This window comes from Streptomyces nanshensis (assembly GCF_001751255.1).
In the GTDB taxonomy this organism is placed as follows: domain Bacteria; phylum Actinomycetota; class Actinomycetes; order Streptomycetales; family Streptomycetaceae; genus Streptomyces; species Streptomyces nanshensis_A.
On sequence record NZ_LJGW01000338.1, the window covers coordinates 13,516 to 30,313 of the forward strand.

A 16,798-nucleotide genomic window follows, 5' to 3' on the forward strand; every position below is an offset into this window, starting at 1 on the left:
CCGACCTGCTTGAGCCAGCGCGTGACGGTGCCCTCGGTGACGGACTCGCCCAGCGCGGGCAGGACGACGTCCGTGCCCTCCGCCGAACCGCCGCCGCCACCGGCCGGTGCCGCCGCCGCGGGCTGCGGCTCGGGCTGCGCCTGCTGCGCGGGAGCGGGCTCGGGCTCCGGCTGGGCGGCCGGTGCCGGGGCTGCGGTCTCGCCGCCGCCCGACTGCGCGGGGGAGCCGCCGTCGTCGATGACGGCCAGCTCGGCGCCGACCTCGACGGTCTCGTCCTCGGCGACCTTGATGGAGGAGAGCGTGCCGGCGGCGGGGGCCGGGATCTCGGTGTCGACCTTGTCGGTGGAGACCTCGAGCAGCGGCTCGTCGGCCTCCACTTGCTCACCCTCGGCTTTCAGCCACCGGGTGACGGTGCCCTCGGTGACGCTCTCGCCGAGCGCCGGCAGGGTTACGGAAACCGCCATGGTTTCGGTTGCTCCTAACGGAATGGTGCGGATGCGGGTAGCGCCCGGACTCTTCCCCTGGGGCGCCGCGGGTGGTGACCCAGGCTGCGGCGCCGTCGCGGGGAGACCCCAAATCAGTCGTGGGAGTGCAGCGGCTTGCCCGCGAGGGCCAGGTGCGCCTCGCCGAGAGCCTCGCTCTGCGTCGGGTGTGCGTGGATGAGCTGCGCGACCTCGGCCGGCAGCGCCTCCCAGTTGTAGATCAGCTGAGCCTCGCCCACCTGCTCGCCCATCCGGTCACCGACCATGTGGACGCCGACCACGGCACCATCGCGGACCTGGACCAGCTTGATCTCGCCCGTGGTGTTGAGGATCTTGCTCCTGCCGTTGCCGGCGAGGTTGTACTTGAGCGTGACGACCTTGTCGGCCCCGTAGAGCTCCTTGGCCTTCTCCTCGGTGATGCCGACGGAGGCGACCTCGGGGTGGCAGTACGTCACGCGCGGAACGCCGTCGTAGTCCACCGGCACCGGGTTCAGCCCGGCCAGGCGCTCCGCGACGAGGATGCCCTCGGCGAAGCCGACGTGCGCGAGCTGGAGCGTGGGGATGAGGTCGCCCACCGCGGAGATCGTCGGCACGTTCGTACGGCAGTACTCGTCGGCGAGGACGAAGCCGCGGTCCATGGCGACCCCGGCCTCCTCGTAGCCCAGGCCCTGCGAGACCGGGCCGCGGCCGATCGCGACGAGCAGCACCTCGGCCTCGAACTCCTTGCCGTTGGCGAGGGTGACCTTGATGCCGTCGTTCGTGTACTCGGCCTTCTCGAAGAAGGAGCCGAGCGAGAAGGAGATGCCGCGCTTGCGGAAGGCGCGCTCCAGCAGCTTGGAGCTGTTCTCGTCCTCGGCGGGGACGAGGTGCGGAAGGCCCTCGACGATGGTGACGTCCGTGCCGAACGACTTCCAGGCGGAGGCGAATTCGACGCCGATGACGCCGCCGCCCAGGATGATGGCGGACTTCGGGACCCGGTCCAGGACGAGTCCGTGGTCCGAGGAGATGATGCGGTTCCCGTCGATCTCCAGGCCGGGCAGCGACTTGGGGACCGAGCCGGTGGCCAGAAGGATGTGCCGGCCCTCGTAGCGCTGGCCGTTGACGTCGACGGAGGTGGGGGAGGACAGACGCCCCTCACCCTCGACGTATGTGATCTTGCGGGAGGCGACGAGGCCCTGAAGCCCCTTGTACAGCCCGGAGACCACGCCGTCCTTGTACTTGTGCACCCCGGCCATGTCGATGCCCTCGAAGGTGCTCTTCACGCCGAACTTCTCGCCCTCGCGGGCCTGGTCGGCCAGTTCGCCGGCGTGCAGCAGAGCCTTCGTGGGGATGCAGCCCCGGTGCAGACAGGTGCCGCCCAGCTTGTCCTTCTCGATCAGGGCGACGTCCAGACCAAGCTGCGCCCCGCGCAGGGCAGCGGCATAGCCGCCGCTGCCGCCTCCGAGGATCACTAGGTCGAAAACGGTGCTGGCGTCGTTCGCCACGTCACGTCCTCCATGCATGGGTACGCCGGAGCCGGTCTCCTTCAGACCGGGCGGCTGTATTGCGGCCGCTGTACTGCTCGGCCCTGGACTCGGCTCGGTGAAGCCGTGCTGGGGCCCTGTCCTGCCGGGGACCCATCTTCGCACTTGTCGGCGGACAGCGGGACGCGGGGCTGTGTACCCGGCGGTACGGCAGCGATCGCCGAGGGCGAACCCGGCCGTACCGCAAGGGGACTTCCTGACCCACCCCTCGAAGGGAAACGGAGAGTGTGACGCTGCTCACCCCGCTCCGCGGAGCCGCCCGCCGGAGGCCGGCGGAGTCGCGGAGCGCGGCGGAGCGGCACGTGTCTCAGGGGAGTTCGCCCGCCGCGGCGCGCTCGGCGAGACGCACCAGCGTGCGCACTCCGGAGCCGGTGCCGCCCTTGGGGGTGTAGCCGAAGGCGCCCGATTCGTTGAACGCCGGTCCCGCGATGTCCAGATGGGCCCAGAGGACGTCCTCGTCGACGAACTCCTTGAGGAACAGGCCCGCCACGAGACCGCCGCCGGGACGCTCCCCGATGTTGGAGATGTCCGCGACGGGTGAGTCCATGCCCTTGCGCAGATGCGTCGGCATCGGCATCGGCCAGGACGCCTCGCCCGCGTCCTCGGCCAGTTCGTGCAGGGTGCTGCGGAAGTCGTCGTCGTTGCTGAGCACGCCGAACGTACGGTTGCCCAGCGCCAGCACCATCGCGCCGGTGAGGGTGGCGACGTCCACGACGGCGTCCGGCGACTCCTCGCAGGCGCGCGTCAGGGCGTCCGCGAGCACGAGCCGCCCCTCGGCGTCGGTGTTGAGGACCTCGACGGTCTTGCCGCTGTACATGCGCAGCACGTCACCCGGACGAGTGGCCGAGCCGGACGGCATGTTCTCGGCGAGCGCCAGCCAGCCCGTCACGTTGACGCGCAGGCCCAGGCGGGCGGCCGTGACGACGGCGGCGAACACCGCGGCGGCGCCGCTCATGTCGCACTTCATCGTCTCGTTGTGGCCGACCGGCTTCAGCGAGATGCCGCCCGAGTCGTACGTGATGCCCTTGCCCACCAGCGCCACGGACTTCTTCGCCTTGGGGTGGGTGTGCGCGATCCGCACCAGCCGCGGCGGGTTCTCCGAGCCCTTGCCGACGCCGAGGATGCCGCCGTAGCCGCCCTTGGTCAGCGCGGTCTCGTCCAGCACCTCGATGTCCAGGCTGTGCTCCTTGGCCGCCTCCTTCGCCTGCGCGGCGAAAGCGGCCGGAGTGAGGTCGTTGGACGGGGTGTTGATCAGATCGCGGGCGCGGGCGACCTCGGCCGCGAGGACCTCGGCGCGCTCGGCGGCGGCCTTGTGCGCCTTGTCGCGCGGCTTCGCGCCGAGGACGGCGACCTCCGCGAGCGGTGCGCGGGCGTCGTCCTTGTCCTCGTCCTTCTTCGCGCCCTTCGCGCCCTTGGAGTTGGCACCCTTCGCGCCGCCGTCCGCGGCCGAACTGCGGTACGTGGTGAAGGAGTACGCGCCCAGCAGTGCGCCCTCGGTCACCGCGCCCACCGCCGCGGCGTCCTCGACGGGCAGCGCGAACGCGGCCTTCTTGGTCCCGGCGAGCGCGCGGGCCGCCGTGCCCGCAGCGCGGCGCAGCGTCTCCGGGTCGTAGGACTCGTGCTTACCGGGCGCCTCGCCCAGGCCGACGGCCAGCACCACCGGTGCCTTGAGTCCGGCGGACGGCGCCGGAAGCTTCGTGGTCTCGCCCTCGCTTCCGCCCGCGCCGAGCGCCTCAAGGGTCGCGGCGAGCTTCCCGCCGTACGCCTTGTCCACGGTCTCGCCGCCGAGGGCGACCACGGGGCCCTTGGCGCTCTTGGCGACGCCGACCACGACGACGTCCGCGCGCTGGGCCGCGGGGGAGGAGGTGCTGAGAGTCAGAGCAGACACGGTGAGAGGGACCTTCTTCCTGATCGGACGCCGGAACAGCGGATCGCCGGATACAGATGAGCGGCTTCCGGCACATCGGGCATCGTATGCCGCGCATGAAGTCGTATGCGGGAGACCATACGCTCACCCCGGACGTCAACCCCGGGCGCCGTAGCGGAGGATGGCGGCGCGGCAGGCCCGGAACACGACCCCGTACACACCTCTGTGCCCTCAACTGCCCGCCCCCGCAGGTGCGTTCGCGGACGCCGCCCGACGCGGCGCGGGCGCCGGGGAGTTCGGCCTCGTACGCCTCCGTCTTGGGCGGGCGGCCACGGTCATCCGAAGGCGAGCACCAGGAGCGCCGTCGTGGCCGCGCACTCGGCCAGCGCCCCGAACACATCGCCCGTGACGCCGCCGAGGCGCCGGCGGCAGTGGCGCAGCAGCAGCTCGGCGGCGCCCAACGCGAGTACCACCGCGAAGAGATGGGAGACGGCGCCGAACAGCGGGTTCCACCACATGGCCACGGCGCCCGCCGCGCCGCTCGCCACGGCGACGCCCGCGCCGACGATCACCGCCGTACGCATCGGAACGGTGCCCGCGACGAGGGCGCCCAGCCCCTCGGCACGCGCGGCGGGCACACCGTCGCGCGCGGCGAGCGTGAGCGCGGTACGTGCCGTGACGGACGCGACGACGACGGCGAGCCCGCCCTGGGCCCAACCCCCTTCGGCGTACAGCTCGTTGACGACGGCGATCTGCGCCAGCAGGACGAAGAGAAGGGTGAGCACGCCGAACGGTCCGATGTCCGAGTGCTTCATGATCCGCAGCGCGTCCTCGGCGGGCTTCGCGCTGCCCAGGCCGTCGGCGACGTCCGCGAGACCGTCCAGATGCAGTCCCCGTGTGACCACCGCGGGCACGGCGACCGAGATGACGGCGGCGGGCAGGGCGGAGACGCCGAGCAGCAGCGCCAGCAGTCCGACCGCGGCCGCGGCCAGCCCGACGAGCAGCCCCGCGAGCGGCGCCCACTCCATGCCGCGGCGGGCCGAACTCCGGTCCCAGCGCGGCACGTTCACCGGAAGGACGGTGAAGGTGCCGAGGGCGAAGCGGACGCCGTCCTCGGCGGAGGCGGAGGTGTCAGGGGCGGGGCCTTCAGCGGCAGGGGCGTCGGCGTCGGCCTCCGTACGGGCGCCGGTCTCCTCCCGTACGGGCTCGGCGGAGTCGCCGGACCGCGCCGCGCGGCCGGACTCATCGGGCCCGTCGGCCGGTTCGGACCGTTCCGGGGGAGGGGGAGTGGTGTCCATCGAGGCGCAGGCTAGCGCTTCACCGTCCGTTGTCCACCGTGCGGGCGCCGGTGAATCGGCGGCGCCGACCGCAGACGCGGTCCCCCGCTGCGCCACGGCCGAACGTCCCACCGTGCCCTGCCACTTCGCCGTGCCGCTTCAGGACGTCAGGTCACGTCCAGCGCGGCGGAGTCGGCGGCTCCGCCGTCACCGTCCCCGTCCTCCGCGCCGTCCTTCGCGTCCGCGTCGTCCTCCGACACCGGCAGCCGCGCCGCCAGTTCGGCCGCGGCCTGCACCAGCGGCAGCGCCAGCAGCGCCCCCGTACCGCCGCCGATCCGGATCCGCTGCTCCAGCAGCGGATCGAGCGCCATGCGGTCCAGCGCCTTCTCCTGCGCGGGCTCGGCGCCCGCATGTCCCGCCACCCACCAGTCGGGAGCCCGGAACGCCACGCGCTGTGCGACGAGCGCACAGGCCGCCGAGACCACACCGTCCAGCACGACGGGCGTACGCCGCACCGCGGACTGCAGCAGGAACCCCGTCATCGCCGTCAGATCGGCCCCCGCGACGGCGGCCAGCAGCTCCAACTGGTCGCCCAGCACGGGCCGTGCGCGCCGCAGCCCGTCCCGTACGGCCGCGCACTTGCGCATCCACGCGAGGTCGTCGATCTCCCCGCCGCCCCGGCCCGTGACGACCGAGGCGTCCGTGCCGCACAGCGCGGCGATCAGCGTCCCGGCCGCCGTCGTACCGCCGACGGACAGATCGCCGAGGACGACGAGGTCCGTGCCCGCGTCCGCCTCCTCGTCGGCGACGGCCATCCCGGCGCGGAAGGCCCGCTCCGCCTCCTCTTCGGTCAGCGAGTCCTCGATGTCCAGACGGCCCGAGGAGCGGCGCACGCGGTGCCGCGTCACGTCGGCGGGAAGTTCCGCCGGGTCGCAGTCCAGAGCCATGTCCACGACGCGGACGGGGACTTCGAGGCGTCCGGCGAGGATCGCGGCGGGCGAGGTGCCCTCCAGCGTCTCCCGTACGAGGGTGTGCGCGGTGCCCGCGCGGCGCGCGGAGACGTCCAGGGCGGCGACGCCGTGATCGCCCGCGAAGACGATCAGCCGCGGCTGCCGCACCGGGTTTACGGGCAGCCGTCCCTGAGCCGCCGTCAGCCACTCGCCCAGCTCGTCGAGCCTGCCGAGCGACTCGGGCGGCAGGCCGGTCCGCGCCCGGCGCTCCTCGGCGTCCCGGCGCAGCCCGCCGTGCGGGCGCTCGATGAGGTCGGAGAAGTCGTCCAGGTCCAGGGTGGGGGTGGCGTGGTCGGTCATGTCGGCGAGCGTACGGTACGGGCCCGGCGTGCACGGCGGTGCGGTGGGGCGCGGATGTCCCGTTCGGCCGGTGGCGCAGGGCAGTTGGACGGACGGTGCGCGGGAGCGGCCGTACGGGCGTCCGCCACGGGGGAGTTGGACGGGACCCCTCGGCGTCCTCGCGCCCGGCGCCGTCAGCCCCGCAGCGGCTGCGCGATGCCCGCGGTGACCAGCAGCACGTGCTCGCACTCCGCCGCGAACCGGGCGTTCAGCCGCCCCAGTTCGTCCCGGAAGCGGCGTCCGGACGCGGTGTCGGGGACGATGCCCGAGCCGACCTCGTTGCTCACCGCCACCACCGTGCGCCGGGTCTCGCGTACCGCCTCGACCAGCGCGTCGACCCGTTCGCCGAGCATCCGCGCGCCGACCGTCGCCCAGCGGCTGTCGTCCCACGCCCCGACGGAGTCCATCGCGTCCGTCAGCCACAGCGCGAGACAGTCGATCAGCAGCGGCGGTCCGGGCTTGTCCAGCAGCGGCACCAGATCGCACGTCTCCTCGGTACGCCACGACGGCGGACGCCGCTCACGGTGCGCGCCGATGCGGGCCGCCCACTCAGGATCGCCCTCGCGCTTGCCGCCCGTCGCCACGTACACGACGCCGGGGAACGTCGCCAGCCGCTGCTCCGCCTCCGCCGACTTCCCCGACCGTGCGCCGCCCACCACGAGCGTGCGGCGCGGGATCTCGGGGACGTCCGGATAGTCGCCGACGACCAGCGTCGTGCCGTCCGGTTCCGTGTGCGCACCGGCCGCCGCGAGACGGCGCCGCAACTCCGGGCCGGGCGGCACACCGTGGTCGATGTGGACGGCGACGACGTCGGTCGCCGGGCCGACGGCCCGTGCCTCGCGCAGCCGGGCCAGCGCCTCGGGGCGGCCCAGCACGTCGAGGAGCACCATGTCGTACGGGACGGATGCTGCGTCGCCGCGCCCGCCCTCCTCCAGCCCGGCGGGCGCCGCACCGGGCGGCAGATACAGCAGCCGGTCACCGCCGGGGCCGGTCACCTGGTAGCCGGTGCCCGGCGAGTCCAGGGCGACGGCCCGTACCCGGTGACCGCTGATCAGCGCGAGGTCCTGCCGCTCGGCGACCCGCAGCGGCGCGGGCAGCCCCGCCGGCAGCTCCATCGCGGGACCGTCGTGCGGATGGGAGAGCAGCACCTGCCGTACGCCCTGAAGGGAACGCCCCGCACGGGCGGCGGCGAAGGCCGGACCGGGCGTCAGATCGAGCAGCACGGTGCCGTCGACCAGGACGGAGGTGGCGGCGCGTGCGTTCGTACGGCCCGTGACGCAGGCGGCGCACACCGCGCACGGACAGTCGGGACGGGGCAGCCCCGCGGGCGCTCCGGTGCCGAGCAGTGTGAGTTCCACCCCCCGATGGTCTCGTGCGCGGCCGGTGGCTGCCCACTCAGGACTGCTCCGCGGGCTACTCGCGACTACTCTGCGGACAGCAGCAGTCGATCTCGGGAGGCATTCATGGCGTGGACGTGGCGGTTCGAGAAGGCCGACGGATCGGAGACCGAACCTGCCGTGGCGCCCGAGGAGTTCCCCACTCAGGGCGACGCCGAGTCCTGGATCGGCGAGGTCTGGAAGGAGCTGCTGGAGGGCGGCACCGACCAGGTGACGCTGCTGGACGACGGCAGCAAGATCTACGGCCCGATGAGCCTGCACGCCCAGGACGGCTACGAGGGGGAGAACGTCTAGCCGGACGCGTCTCCGGCCCGCCCCTCGTCGCCGCGTACCGCGCGGCATGTCGTCGACGGCGCCCTCGTTCCGCTCCGGCGGGCGGGGGCGCCGTCCGCGCTTGGGCTCCCCTTCCGCTGCGCGAGGCGCGGACCGCCTCCCGGGCGTCTCGGCCGTCCGCCCCGCGTCAGCCGCCGTCGCCGCCCCGTACCCCGCACAGATGCAGCATCGCCGCCACCGAGCGGTACGGATCGGCACGCCCCGCGCGCTCCTCCACGGCGAGCATCCGCTCCGCCTTCTCCTCGTCGGCGGGGCAGTCGTCCCGTCCGAACACCCCGACCCCGTACCACTGCCGCAGCGGTGTGCCGATGCCGGCCAGGCTTCTGGTCAGCGTCTCCAGACGCAGCGCGCTGCCCGTACGGTCCGGGAAGTCGAGGGCGGCGAGCGCCGCGTCCCAGTCGCCGGCGCGGCCGGGGTGCATGGCGAGCGCCGCGTCGTTGCGTATCACCAGCGACAGCAGGCCGCCCGCGGCCAGCACCCGCGCGAGACCGGCCAGCGTGGTCCCCGGATCGCGGCTCTGCAACAGGCCGCCGTGGCACATCACGACGTCGAAGGTGCCGGGCAGGAAGTGCACGCCCGTGTCCTCGCCGCCTCCGGCGACCAGCCGCACCCGCCCGCGTATCTCCTCCGGTTCCTCCGCGAGGTCCTTCTCGAAGAGCTCCCGCAGATCGGGGTCGGACTGAAGGCCCGTCACGCCGTGACCGGCGCGTGCCAGCCGCAGCGCCTGCACGCCGCGGCCGAGGCCGACGTCGAGTATGCGCAGCCGCCGCTCCGCCTCGAACGCGGCGGACATCTGCTCGTCGAGCTGGCGGGCGAGGAGCCGCTGCCCGAGCCGCCCCGGATCGCTCAGATCCACGGCACGCACCCGGTACGGCGGCGGCAACCGCGCCCGCGCCGCGGCCCGTTCAGGGCTTCTCGCCGCGTGCGACCTGGGGCTTGGGCAGACGCATCCTGCGGAGCTGGAGCGTACGCATCAGGGCGTAGGCGACGGCGCCGCGCTTGGACTCGTTCGGGAAGCGCTCCCGCAGATCCCGCCGGAGACGGAAGCCGAGCCCGATCGAGTCGAGCACGATCATCACGATCACCAGCAGCCACAGCAGCAGCGAGATGTTCTTGAGCTGGAGCGACGGCATCATGCTCAGCACCAGGATGATCACCGCGACGGGCAGGAAGAACTCCGCCACGGACCAGCGGGAGTCCACGTAGTCGCGGGCGAAGCGCCGCACGGGGCCCTTGTCGCGCGCCGGCAGATAGCGCTCGTCCCCGCTCGCCAGCGCCTCGCGCTGCCGCGTCATGGCGCTGCGGCGCGCCTCGCGCTGGCGCTTGGCGGCCTCCTTGCGGTCGGCCGGCGGCTTGGCGAGCGAGCGGCGCTGTGACTGCGCCTCGCTGCGTTTGGGCGTCGGCCGGCCCTTCGGGGCCTCGGGGTCACGGGTCTGCTGGGGCTCGGCGGCGGTCACCTTGGCGGTGGAGGCGGCCTGCCCGTCCTTCGAACGGCTTCGGAACACGCCTCCCAGCCTACGGTGCCGCCGGTGAGGCCCCCAGGCCCCCGCCGGGCACGATCTGGCAACGCCGCACCTCGCGCACCGTCCGCCCGTCCGTTCCGCCGGCGGGCGCTCGCGCCACCTCGCGTATCCGCCCGCACCGGGCGGAACGGGAGCCGCAACTACTCCCTGCGCCGGAGACCACGGCCCGCGATCGTTCTTCAGGAGGAGCGCATCCGCGGCCGAACAGTGCGGTAATGGAACCAGGGCCCGTAGTCTTGGGTCTTGAAGGTGTCTGCTGCCGAGGCTCAGTCCGTTACGAAGGGGGCGCGCGAGGCCCATGAGCGGTGTCATGAAGCGTATGGGGATGATCTTCCGCGCGAAGGCCAACAAGGCCCTGGACCGGGCCGAGGACCCGCGCGAGACGCTCGATTACTCGTACCAGAAGCAACTGGAGCTGTTGCAGAAGGTGCGCCGCGGGGTCGCCGACGTGGCGACGTCCCGTAAGCGCCTCGAACTGCAGATGAGCCAGCTCCAGGGCCAGTCCTCCAAGCTGGAGGAGCAGGGCAAGAAGGCCCTCGCGCTCGGCCGCGAGGACCTGGCCCGTGAGGCGCTCTCCCGCCGTGCCGCGCTCCAGCAGCAGGTCACGGACCTGGAGTCGCAGCACCAGACGCTCCAGGGCGAGGAGGAGAAGCTGACGCTCGCCTCCCAGCGGTTGCAGGCCAAGGTCGACGCCTTCCGTACGAAGAAGGAGACGATCAAGGCCACCTACACCGCCGCCCAGGCGCAGACCCGCATCGGCGAGGCGTTCTCCGGCATCTCCGAGGAGATGGGCGACGTCGGCATGGCGGTCCAGCGTGCGGAGGACAAGACCGCGGAGCTCCAGGCCCGCTCCGGGGCCATCGACGAGCTGCTCGCCTCCGGCGCGCTCGACGATGTGTCGGGCACCTCCAAGGACGACATCACCGCCGAGCTGGACCGGCTCTCCGGCGGCTCGGACGTCGAGCTGGAGCTGCAGCGGATGAAGGCCGAGCTGGCCGGCGGCTCCGAGAGCGGCGGCCGGCAGGCCATCGAGGGCGGCACCGGCGCCGGCACGGACGAGGGCCAGACGCAGGGCCGGCAGCAGTCCCAGGACACCCCGAGGTTCGAGAAGTAACGTCCGCGGACGGCCTGGGCGTGCGCCGTCGGCGAACGGCGCCGCACCCCCCGGCCCCCGGGCCCCTGAGCAGTGACCTTCACAAGCAGCCGACGGCCCCGCGCCAGGAGGAGAGCGACATGATCGTACGGATCATGGGGGAAGGCCAGGTGAAGCTGGACGACAGCCACTTCCCCGAGCTGAACAAGCTGGACGACGAGCTGCTTGCCGAGATGGAGTCGGGGGACGAGGCGGGCTTCCGCAGCACCCTGACGGCGCTCCTCAACGCCGTGCGGACGATGGGCGCCTCGCTTCCCGACGACTCCCTGGAGCCGTCGGAACTGATCCTTCCGGCGCCGGACGCGTCCCTCGAAGAGGTGCGCGAGATGCTCACCGACGACGGACTCATCCCCAACTGAGCTTGCCCGTACGGCCGGTGGGGCCCTCGACGTCCCGCCGGCTTCGGCTCACCCCTCACCGACGTGTCCCACGTACCCGACGCACCCGACATACGCGGCGCCTCCGGCGTGCCCGACGACCTCCCGGACGGCGAGCCCGGCGGCGCGACCGCAGCGGCCGACGCGCCCGGTACGACGGCGAGATCCGCATCGGCGGGCGCCAGCGCCCTCGGCGACGTACGGCAGCGGATGCATGCGCATCCCTACGCCGTCGACGCCCTCGTCGCACTCGGCGCCTTCGTCGCGATCCTGCTGGGCGCCGCGACCGAGACGTCCGGGCGGGAGATCCGTCCGCACTTCGGGACCGGCGCCGTCGATCCCCGTACGGCCGTGCTGGCGGCGCTGGCCTGCGGCGCGCTGGTGCTGCGGCGGCGGGCGCCGATGCCGGTGCTGTGCGTCACGGGGCTGGTCACCGTCGTCGGGCTGGTCGTCGACCCCCGCGTGGGCACACCGCCGTACGAGGGCCACCGCGCGCCCATCGCCATCGCCGCGATCGTCGCGCTGTACACGGTCTCCAACCGCACGGACCGCGTCACGAGCGTCCGCGTCGGCGCCGTGACCGTCGGGGTGCTGACCGCCGCCGGAATGCTGCTGGGCAGCCACCCCTGGTACACGCAGGACAACCTCGCCACCTTCGCGTGGACGGGGCTGGCGGCCGCCGCCGGTGACGCCGTGCGCAGCCGCCGTGCCTTCGTCGACGCCATACGGGAGCGGGCGGAACGGGCCGAGCGCACACGCGAGGAGGAGGCCCGACGCCGGGTCGCGGAGGAGCGGATGCGCATCGCCCGCGAACTGCACGACGTCGTCGCCCACCACATCGCGCTCGTCAACGTCCAGGCCGGTGTCGCCTCCCATGTGATGGATCAGCGGCCCGACCAGGCGAAGGAGGCCCTGGCCCACGTACGGGAGGCGAGCCGGCACGCGCTGAGCGAACTCCAGGCCACGGTCGGCCTGTTGCGCCAGTCCGGGGAGAGCACGGCGCCCACGGAACCGGCGCCGGGGCTGGACGTCCTCGACGAGCTGACGGAGGGCTTCGCCAGGGCGGGGCTGTCGGTGTCGGTACGGTCCGAGCCGGCGCCGGGGGAGGGGGAGCCGCCGCTGCCCTCCGTGCCCTCCGCCGTGGATCTGACCGCGTACCGGGTCGTGCAGGAGGCGCTGACGAACGTGCAGAAGCACGCCGGCCCGGGCGCGCACGCCGAGGTACGGATCGCGACGCGTGCCGAGGCCCTGGAGGTGACGGTGACGGACGACGGCGGCACCGGCCGCGCGGCGGGCGCCCCGGAACCGGGACCCGGTGCCTCCGCCGTCCCCGCCGCCGGAGGCGGCCACGGTCTGATCGGGATGCGGGAGCGCGCCGCCGCGCTGCACGGCGTGTGCGAGACGGGCCCGCTGCCGGACGGCGGCTTCCGCGTCCACGTACGGCTGCCCCTCCAGCACCGCGACGGCGACGGCGACAGCGACGGGCCCGCCGCCGCGGACGGCCCCGGAGCGCAGCACGACCATGGGCACGACGACGGGCACGACGACGGGCACGGAGAGGGCCCGGACGACGGATACCGAGACGGACCCGGGCAGGGATCCGGGCAGGTTCACGGGCCGGAGCAGAACGGTCCCTGTCACGGCCGTCCGCCCGCACCCCGTGCCGGAAAGGGCACCTCCGCATGACGATCCGCGTGGTCCTGGCCGACGACCAGACGCTGCTGCGCAGCGCCTTCCGGGTGCTCGTCGACTCCGAGCCGGACATGGAGGTCGTCGCGGAGGCCTCCGACGGCGACGAAGCCGTCGAGGCCGTACGCACCTCGGACGCCGACGTCGTCCTCATGGACATCCGGATGCCGGGCACCGACGGTCTCGCCGCGACCCGCGCCATCAGCGCGGACCCGTCGCTGGCCGGGGTGCGGATCGTCATCCTCACCACCTTCGAGGCGGACGACTACGTGGCACAGGCGCTGCGCGCCGGAGCCTCCGGCTTCCTCGGCAAGGGCGCGGAGCCGGAGGAGCTGCTCTCCGCGATCCGCAAGGCCGTACAGGGCGAGGCCCTGCTCTCGCCCGCCGCGACCAAGGGACTGATCGCCTCGTTCCTGGCGCGCGAGGGCCCGTACACCGGGCCGGATCCCGCCGGTCCCGACGGCTCCGGCGAGCCGGGCGGCGTCCAGGACGGCGGTGGAGGGGACCGTCCCGTCGACGTGCTCACCGGCCGCGAACGCGAGGTGCTGACGCTGATCGGGGGCGGTCTCAGCAACGACGAGATCGCCGAACGCCTCGCCGTCAGCCCGCTCACCGTCAAGACGCACGTCAACCGCACGATGTCGAAGCTGGGCGCGCGCGACCGGGCGCAACTCGTCGTCGCCGCCTACGAGAACGGCCTCGTACGGCCCGGGGAACACTGAACTCCCGGCGACGAGGCCCTTTTTGGGGACATGCCGCGCCGACGGCACGCGCTAGGGTCTGTCTGACAAATCTCGTCTGGGCGGCGGCGCCTGGCACGCACGTTCGTTGCGTTGTCGATCGTCGGCGCAGCCCGCTGCGCTCTCCTCCTCCGCCTTGCGACCGCACGCACCAGACACCGCCGCCCACGCCAGACTGCGCACGACGCCCTTTGTCAGACAGACCCTAGAGGAAACCCCCGGACGGGATGTACGGCGTCGGCGGCCGCATCCCCCGCACACACAGATAGCCGGCGGTGCTCACCTCCAGGCCCGCCGCCAGCCCGACGTCCAGGGCCCACTGCTGGTCGGCCGTCACCGTGCGGACGGTCGCGCGGCCCCCCTCCGGCAAGCTCATGAGGGCGGCGGTCAGCAGTCTGGTGGCCAGCCGGCGCGAGGTCGCCGCGAGCAGTTCCACCTCGCCGCTCTCGCGCAGATAGCAGTAGCCGCTGCCGGTGAAGTCGTCCGAGACGAAGAGCCGGTGGTGGCGCACCAGGAACTCGTGGTCCGGTCCGTGCGCACCGCTGCGCAGCCGCCGGTCGACGGAGTCCATCAGGTCCCGCTGGGCGGCCGAGCCCACGACGACCGCGCCGTCCGGCGGCGCGAGCCGTGCGCGGTCGACGGCGCCGCGCAGACACATCGCCGGATGCAGATCGAAGCCCGCCTTGCGGTACGTACGGGCCGCCACCGGGTTCGCGGTGCAGCAGACCATGCCGCGCAGACAGGCCCTGCCGTACTGCATCGTGCGCTGCATCAGCGCCGTGCCCACGCCCTTGCCCTGGGCCTCGGGCAGTACGGCCAGCAGCGCCAGCGCCCAGGTGCCCTCCCGGATCAGCGACTGCGCGGCGCCCACGGGCCGGCCGCCCGCGTCGGCGGCGATCCAGCCCCCGCCCGTATCCGTACGGGCCAGATGCCGGACCCGCTCGCGGCTGCGCTCCCGCTGCCGTACGTCCTCGGAATCGCTGCCGTCGCCGGGGCCCGGGGGAGGCCCCGGCCGTACGGCGGGCAGGACCTGGCCGGGCGCGATGGCCCGTGGCCCCTCGGGGGACGGGCCGCCCGGCCCGGAGCGGTGTCCGGTGTGGTGCGCCGCGTGGTGTGCGGCGGGCGGTTCGGCGAAGACGGCGAAGGACGCCTCGGCGAGCTGCCGCACGGCCTCGGCGTCCTCCTCGGTGTCCCGCACCGGTCGCAGCAGCATCCGCCGCAGGTTACGGCAGCGCGAGCATCCGCTCCAAGGCGAGCTTGGCGAACTTCTCGGTCTCCGCGTCCACTTCGATCCTGTTGACGACCTCGCCCGCCACGAGCGACTCCAGCGCCCACACCAGATGGGGCAGATCGATCCGGTTCATCGTCGAGCAGAAGCAGACCGTCCGGTCGAGGAAGACGACCTCCTTGCCGGGAGCATGGCGCCGCGCCAGCCGCCGTACGAGGTTGAGTTCGGTGCCCACGGCCCACTTCGATCCCTCGGGGGCCGCCTCCAGCGCCTTGATGATGTACTCCGTCGAGCCCACCTGGTCGGCGGCGGCCACGACCTCGTGCTTGCACTCCGGGTGGACGAGGACGTTGACGTCCGGGATGCGCTCGCGCACGTCCCGTACGGAGTCCAGGGAGAAGCGGCCGTGCACGGAGCAGTGCCCGCGCCAGAGGATCATCCGCGCGTCCCGCAACTGCTGCGCGGTCAGCCCGCCGCCCGGCTTGTGCGGGTTGTAGACGACGCAGTCCTCCGGCGACATCCCCAACTCCCGTACGGCGGTGTTGCGTCCGAGATGCTGGTCGGGGAGGAAGAGCACCTTGCCGTCCGCCGTACCGCCGCCGGCGGCGCCCTCGCCGAAGGCCCACTCCAGGGCCTTGCGCGCGTTGGACGAGGTGCAGACGGTGCCGCCGTGCCGGCCGGTGAACGCCTTGATGTCGGCCGAGGAGTTCATGTACGAGACGGGCACGGTCACGTCGGCGACCCCGGCCTCGGTGAGCACGTCCCAGCACTCGGCGACCTGCTCGGCGGTGGCCATGTCGGCCATGGAGCAGCCCGCGGCCAGGTCGGGCAGGACGACCTGCTGGCCCGCGGAGGTGAGGATGTCGGCGGACTCGGCCATGAAGTGCACACCGCAGAAGACGATGTACTCCGCCTCGGGCCGTGCGGCCGCGTCCCGCGCGAGCTTGAAGGAGTCGCCGGTGACGTCGGCGAACTCGATGACCTCGTCGCGCTGGTAGTGGTGGCCCAGTACGAAGACGCGGTCGCCGAGCGCCTCCTTCGCCGCGCGCGCCCGCTGGACCAGGTCCGGGTCCGAGGGCGAGGGAAGGTCGCCCGGGCAGTCCACACCGCGCTCGCTCCGGGGGTCGGACTCGCGGCCGAGGAGCAGCAGCGCAAGCGGAGTCGGCTCTACATCCAGTGGGGCGGTCACAGCAGCCACCCTCCCTTTCCTCCAGGGCCGCAAGCGGCTTTTCGTCGAATTGACGTTATTAATCATAACCGCTTCACGTCACTGTGACGATGGCGTTCGCGTCGATGTGACGCATTCCCACCCGCTCCCGGCGTGTGCGAGCATGAGTGAGGAGAACGACGTAGAAAAGAACGTGTCCCCCTGGAATGAATCCGGGACGCCGCCGGTTGCACACGGCGGCAGAGCAGTCCGAACAACCCGGGAGAGAAGCAGATGTCCGTATCGGACGACACCGCTGTGAGCGAGGGCATCATCCTGTCCGACGCCGCCGCGGCGAAGGTCAAGAACCTGCTCGAGCAGGAGGGCCGTGACGACCTGGCGCTTCGGGTCGCCGTCCAGCCCGGTGGCTGTTCCGGCCTTCGGTACCAGCTCTTCTTCGACGAGCGCTCACTCGACGGCGACGTGGTCAAGGACTTCGACGGCGTGAAGGTCGTCACCGACCGGATGAGCGCGCCCTATCTGGGCGGTGCCTCCATCGACTTCGTGGACACGATCGAGAAGCAGGGCTTCACGATCGACAATCCGAACGCGACGGGCTCCTGCGCCTGCGGCGACTCCTTCAACTGACACCCCGGTCCGGGTCCGAGCGACCCGATCCGGGCTGCCGAGCCGGCCGGGCCCCGCGGGGCCCG

Annotated in this window: 16 protein-coding genes; 6 read left to right on the forward strand and 10 right to left on the reverse strand. The window is 72.9% G+C overall.

Translation table 11 applies throughout. The features are described 5' to 3' along the window. From AN218_RS20140 to AN218_RS20165, 6 genes are all read right to left on the reverse strand, one after another. On the reverse strand, window positions 1–464 hold a 464-nt coding region (locus AN218_RS20140; RefSeq protein WP_338059631.1), incomplete at its 3' end, for a biotin/lipoyl-containing protein. A gap of 113 nt (window positions 465–577) precedes the next feature. After that, entirely contained in the window at window positions 578–1,966 is a 1,389-nt protein-coding gene (gene lpdA / locus AN218_RS20145) for a dihydrolipoyl dehydrogenase (RefSeq protein WP_070018294.1), read from the reverse strand. 346 nt (window positions 1,967–2,312) lie between these two features. After that, entirely contained in the window at window positions 2,313–3,893 is a 1,581-nt protein-coding gene (locus AN218_RS20150) for a leucyl aminopeptidase (protein WP_070018295.1), read from the reverse strand. 314 nt (window positions 3,894–4,207) lie between these two features. Then, on the reverse strand, window positions 4,208–5,170 hold the full coding sequence (locus AN218_RS20155) for an adenosylcobinamide-GDP ribazoletransferase (protein WP_079132374.1): 963 nt from the start codon (window positions 5,168–5,170) through the stop codon (window positions 4,208–4,210). A gap of 146 nt (window positions 5,171–5,316) precedes the next feature. Next, window positions 5,317–6,459, reverse strand: coding sequence for a nicotinate-nucleotide--dimethylbenzimidazole phosphoribosyltransferase (locus AN218_RS20160; RefSeq protein ID WP_070018296.1), 1,143 nt, complete (start codon window positions 6,457–6,459; stop codon window positions 5,317–5,319). A gap of 173 nt (window positions 6,460–6,632) precedes the next feature. After that, a complete protein-coding gene (locus tag AN218_RS20165; RefSeq protein WP_070018297.1) occupies window positions 6,633–7,856 on the reverse strand; it encodes a bifunctional adenosylcobinamide kinase/adenosylcobinamide-phosphate guanylyltransferase in 1,224 nt (407 codons plus the stop codon). A 105-nt stretch (window positions 7,857–7,961) separates the two neighbouring features. On the opposite strand from AN218_RS20165, the gene AN218_RS20170 reads away from it, so the two are divergent. Then, window positions 7,962–8,189 carry a hypothetical protein gene (locus tag AN218_RS20170; RefSeq protein WP_070018298.1) on the forward strand — a complete coding sequence of 76 codons (228 nt, stop codon included), beginning with the start codon at window positions 7,962–7,964 and terminating at the stop codon, window positions 8,187–8,189. A gap of 166 nt (window positions 8,190–8,355) precedes the next feature. Here AN218_RS20170 and AN218_RS20175 read toward each other — a convergent pair whose 3' ends face one another. Beyond that, window positions 8,356–9,021 (reverse strand): class I SAM-dependent methyltransferase, encoded by a 666-nt coding sequence (locus tag AN218_RS20175; RefSeq protein WP_070018308.1) that lies wholly within the window; start codon window positions 9,019–9,021, stop codon window positions 8,356–8,358. A 112-nt stretch (window positions 9,022–9,133) separates the two neighbouring features. Then, window positions 9,134–9,733 (reverse strand): DUF3043 domain-containing protein, encoded by a 600-nt coding sequence (locus AN218_RS20180; protein ID WP_070018299.1) that lies wholly within the window; start codon window positions 9,731–9,733, stop codon window positions 9,134–9,136. Between the two features lie 316 nt (window positions 9,734–10,049). Between AN218_RS20180 and AN218_RS20185 the strand changes: the two genes are divergently transcribed. From AN218_RS20185 to AN218_RS20200, 4 genes are all read left to right on the forward strand, one after another. Then, window positions 10,050–10,865 (forward strand): PspA/IM30 family protein, encoded by an 816-nt coding sequence (locus tag AN218_RS20185; protein ID WP_079132375.1) that lies wholly within the window; start codon window positions 10,050–10,052, stop codon window positions 10,863–10,865. Window positions 10,866–10,984: 119 nt separating this feature from the next. Continuing rightward, the gene (gene pspAA, locus AN218_RS20190) at window positions 10,985–11,263 is read left to right on the forward strand and encodes a PspA-associated protein PspAA (RefSeq protein ID WP_070018301.1); all 279 of its coding nucleotides are present in this window, start codon (window positions 10,985–10,987) and stop codon (window positions 11,261–11,263) included. Between the two features lie 228 nt (window positions 11,264–11,491). After that, window positions 11,492–12,967, forward strand: a complete 1,476-nt coding sequence (locus tag AN218_RS20195) for a sensor histidine kinase (RefSeq protein ID WP_079132377.1) — start codon at window positions 11,492–11,494, stop codon at window positions 12,965–12,967. Next, the gene (locus AN218_RS20200; protein ID WP_070018303.1) at window positions 12,964–13,692 is read left to right on the forward strand and encodes a response regulator; all 729 of its coding nucleotides are present in this window, start codon (window positions 12,964–12,966) and stop codon (window positions 13,690–13,692) included. Before AN218_RS20195 ends, AN218_RS20200 begins: the two co-directional genes overlap by 4 nt. Window positions 13,693–13,915: 223 nt before the next feature. Here the strand turns inward: AN218_RS20200 and AN218_RS20205 are convergent, their stop codons facing one another. Together AN218_RS20205 and nadA are read right to left on the reverse strand one after the other, a co-directional pair. Continuing rightward, window positions 13,916–14,923, reverse strand: coding sequence for a GNAT family N-acetyltransferase (locus tag AN218_RS20205; protein WP_070018304.1), 1,008 nt, complete (start codon window positions 14,921–14,923; stop codon window positions 13,916–13,918). Between the two features lie 10 nt (window positions 14,924–14,933). Further along, the gene (gene nadA, locus AN218_RS20210) at window positions 14,934–16,127 is read right to left on the reverse strand and encodes a quinolinate synthase NadA (protein WP_171908731.1); all 1,194 of its coding nucleotides are present in this window, start codon (window positions 16,125–16,127) and stop codon (window positions 14,934–14,936) included. Window positions 16,128–16,379: 252 nt separating this feature from the next. Here nadA and AN218_RS20215 point away from each other — a divergent pair, with 252 nt between their 5' ends. Next, a complete protein-coding gene (locus AN218_RS20215; protein ID WP_070011947.1) occupies window positions 16,380–16,733 on the forward strand; it encodes a HesB/IscA family protein in 354 nt (117 codons plus the stop codon). The last annotated feature ends 65 nt before the right edge of the window (window positions 16,734–16,798 follow it).

Excerpts from the sequence above, each read along its gene's own strand:
- AN218_RS20155 (WP_079132374.1), bottom strand. The coding sequence starts at position 5,170 with ATGGACACCACTCCCCCTCCCCCGGAACGGTCCGAACCGGCCGACGGG.
- pspAA (WP_070018301.1), top strand. The coding sequence starts at position 10,985 with ATGATCGTACGGATCATGGGGGAAGGCCAGGTGAAGCTGGACGACAGC.
- AN218_RS20205 (WP_070018304.1), bottom strand. The coding sequence starts at position 14,923 with ATGCTGCTGCGACCGGTGCGGGACACCGAGGAGGACGCCGAGGCCGTG.
- AN218_RS20185 (WP_079132375.1), top strand. The coding sequence starts at position 10,050 with ATGAGCGGTGTCATGAAGCGTATGGGGATGATCTTCCGCGCGAAGGCC.
- AN218_RS20195 (WP_079132377.1), top strand. The coding sequence starts at position 11,492 with ATGCATGCGCATCCCTACGCCGTCGACGCCCTCGTCGCACTCGGCGCC.
- AN218_RS20200 (WP_070018303.1), top strand. The coding sequence starts at position 12,964 with ATGACGATCCGCGTGGTCCTGGCCGACGACCAGACGCTGCTGCGCAGC.
- AN218_RS20160 (WP_070018296.1), bottom strand. The coding sequence starts at position 6,459 with ATGACCGACCACGCCACCCCCACCCTGGACCTGGACGACTTCTCCGAC.
- AN218_RS20215 (WP_070011947.1), top strand. The coding sequence starts at position 16,380 with ATGTCCGTATCGGACGACACCGCTGTGAGCGAGGGCATCATCCTGTCC.
- AN218_RS20175 (WP_070018308.1), bottom strand. The coding sequence starts at position 9,021 with ATGTCCGCCGCGTTCGAGGCGGAGCGGCGGCTGCGCATACTCGACGTC.
- AN218_RS20170 (WP_070018298.1), top strand. The coding sequence starts at position 7,962 with ATGGCGTGGACGTGGCGGTTCGAGAAGGCCGACGGATCGGAGACCGAA.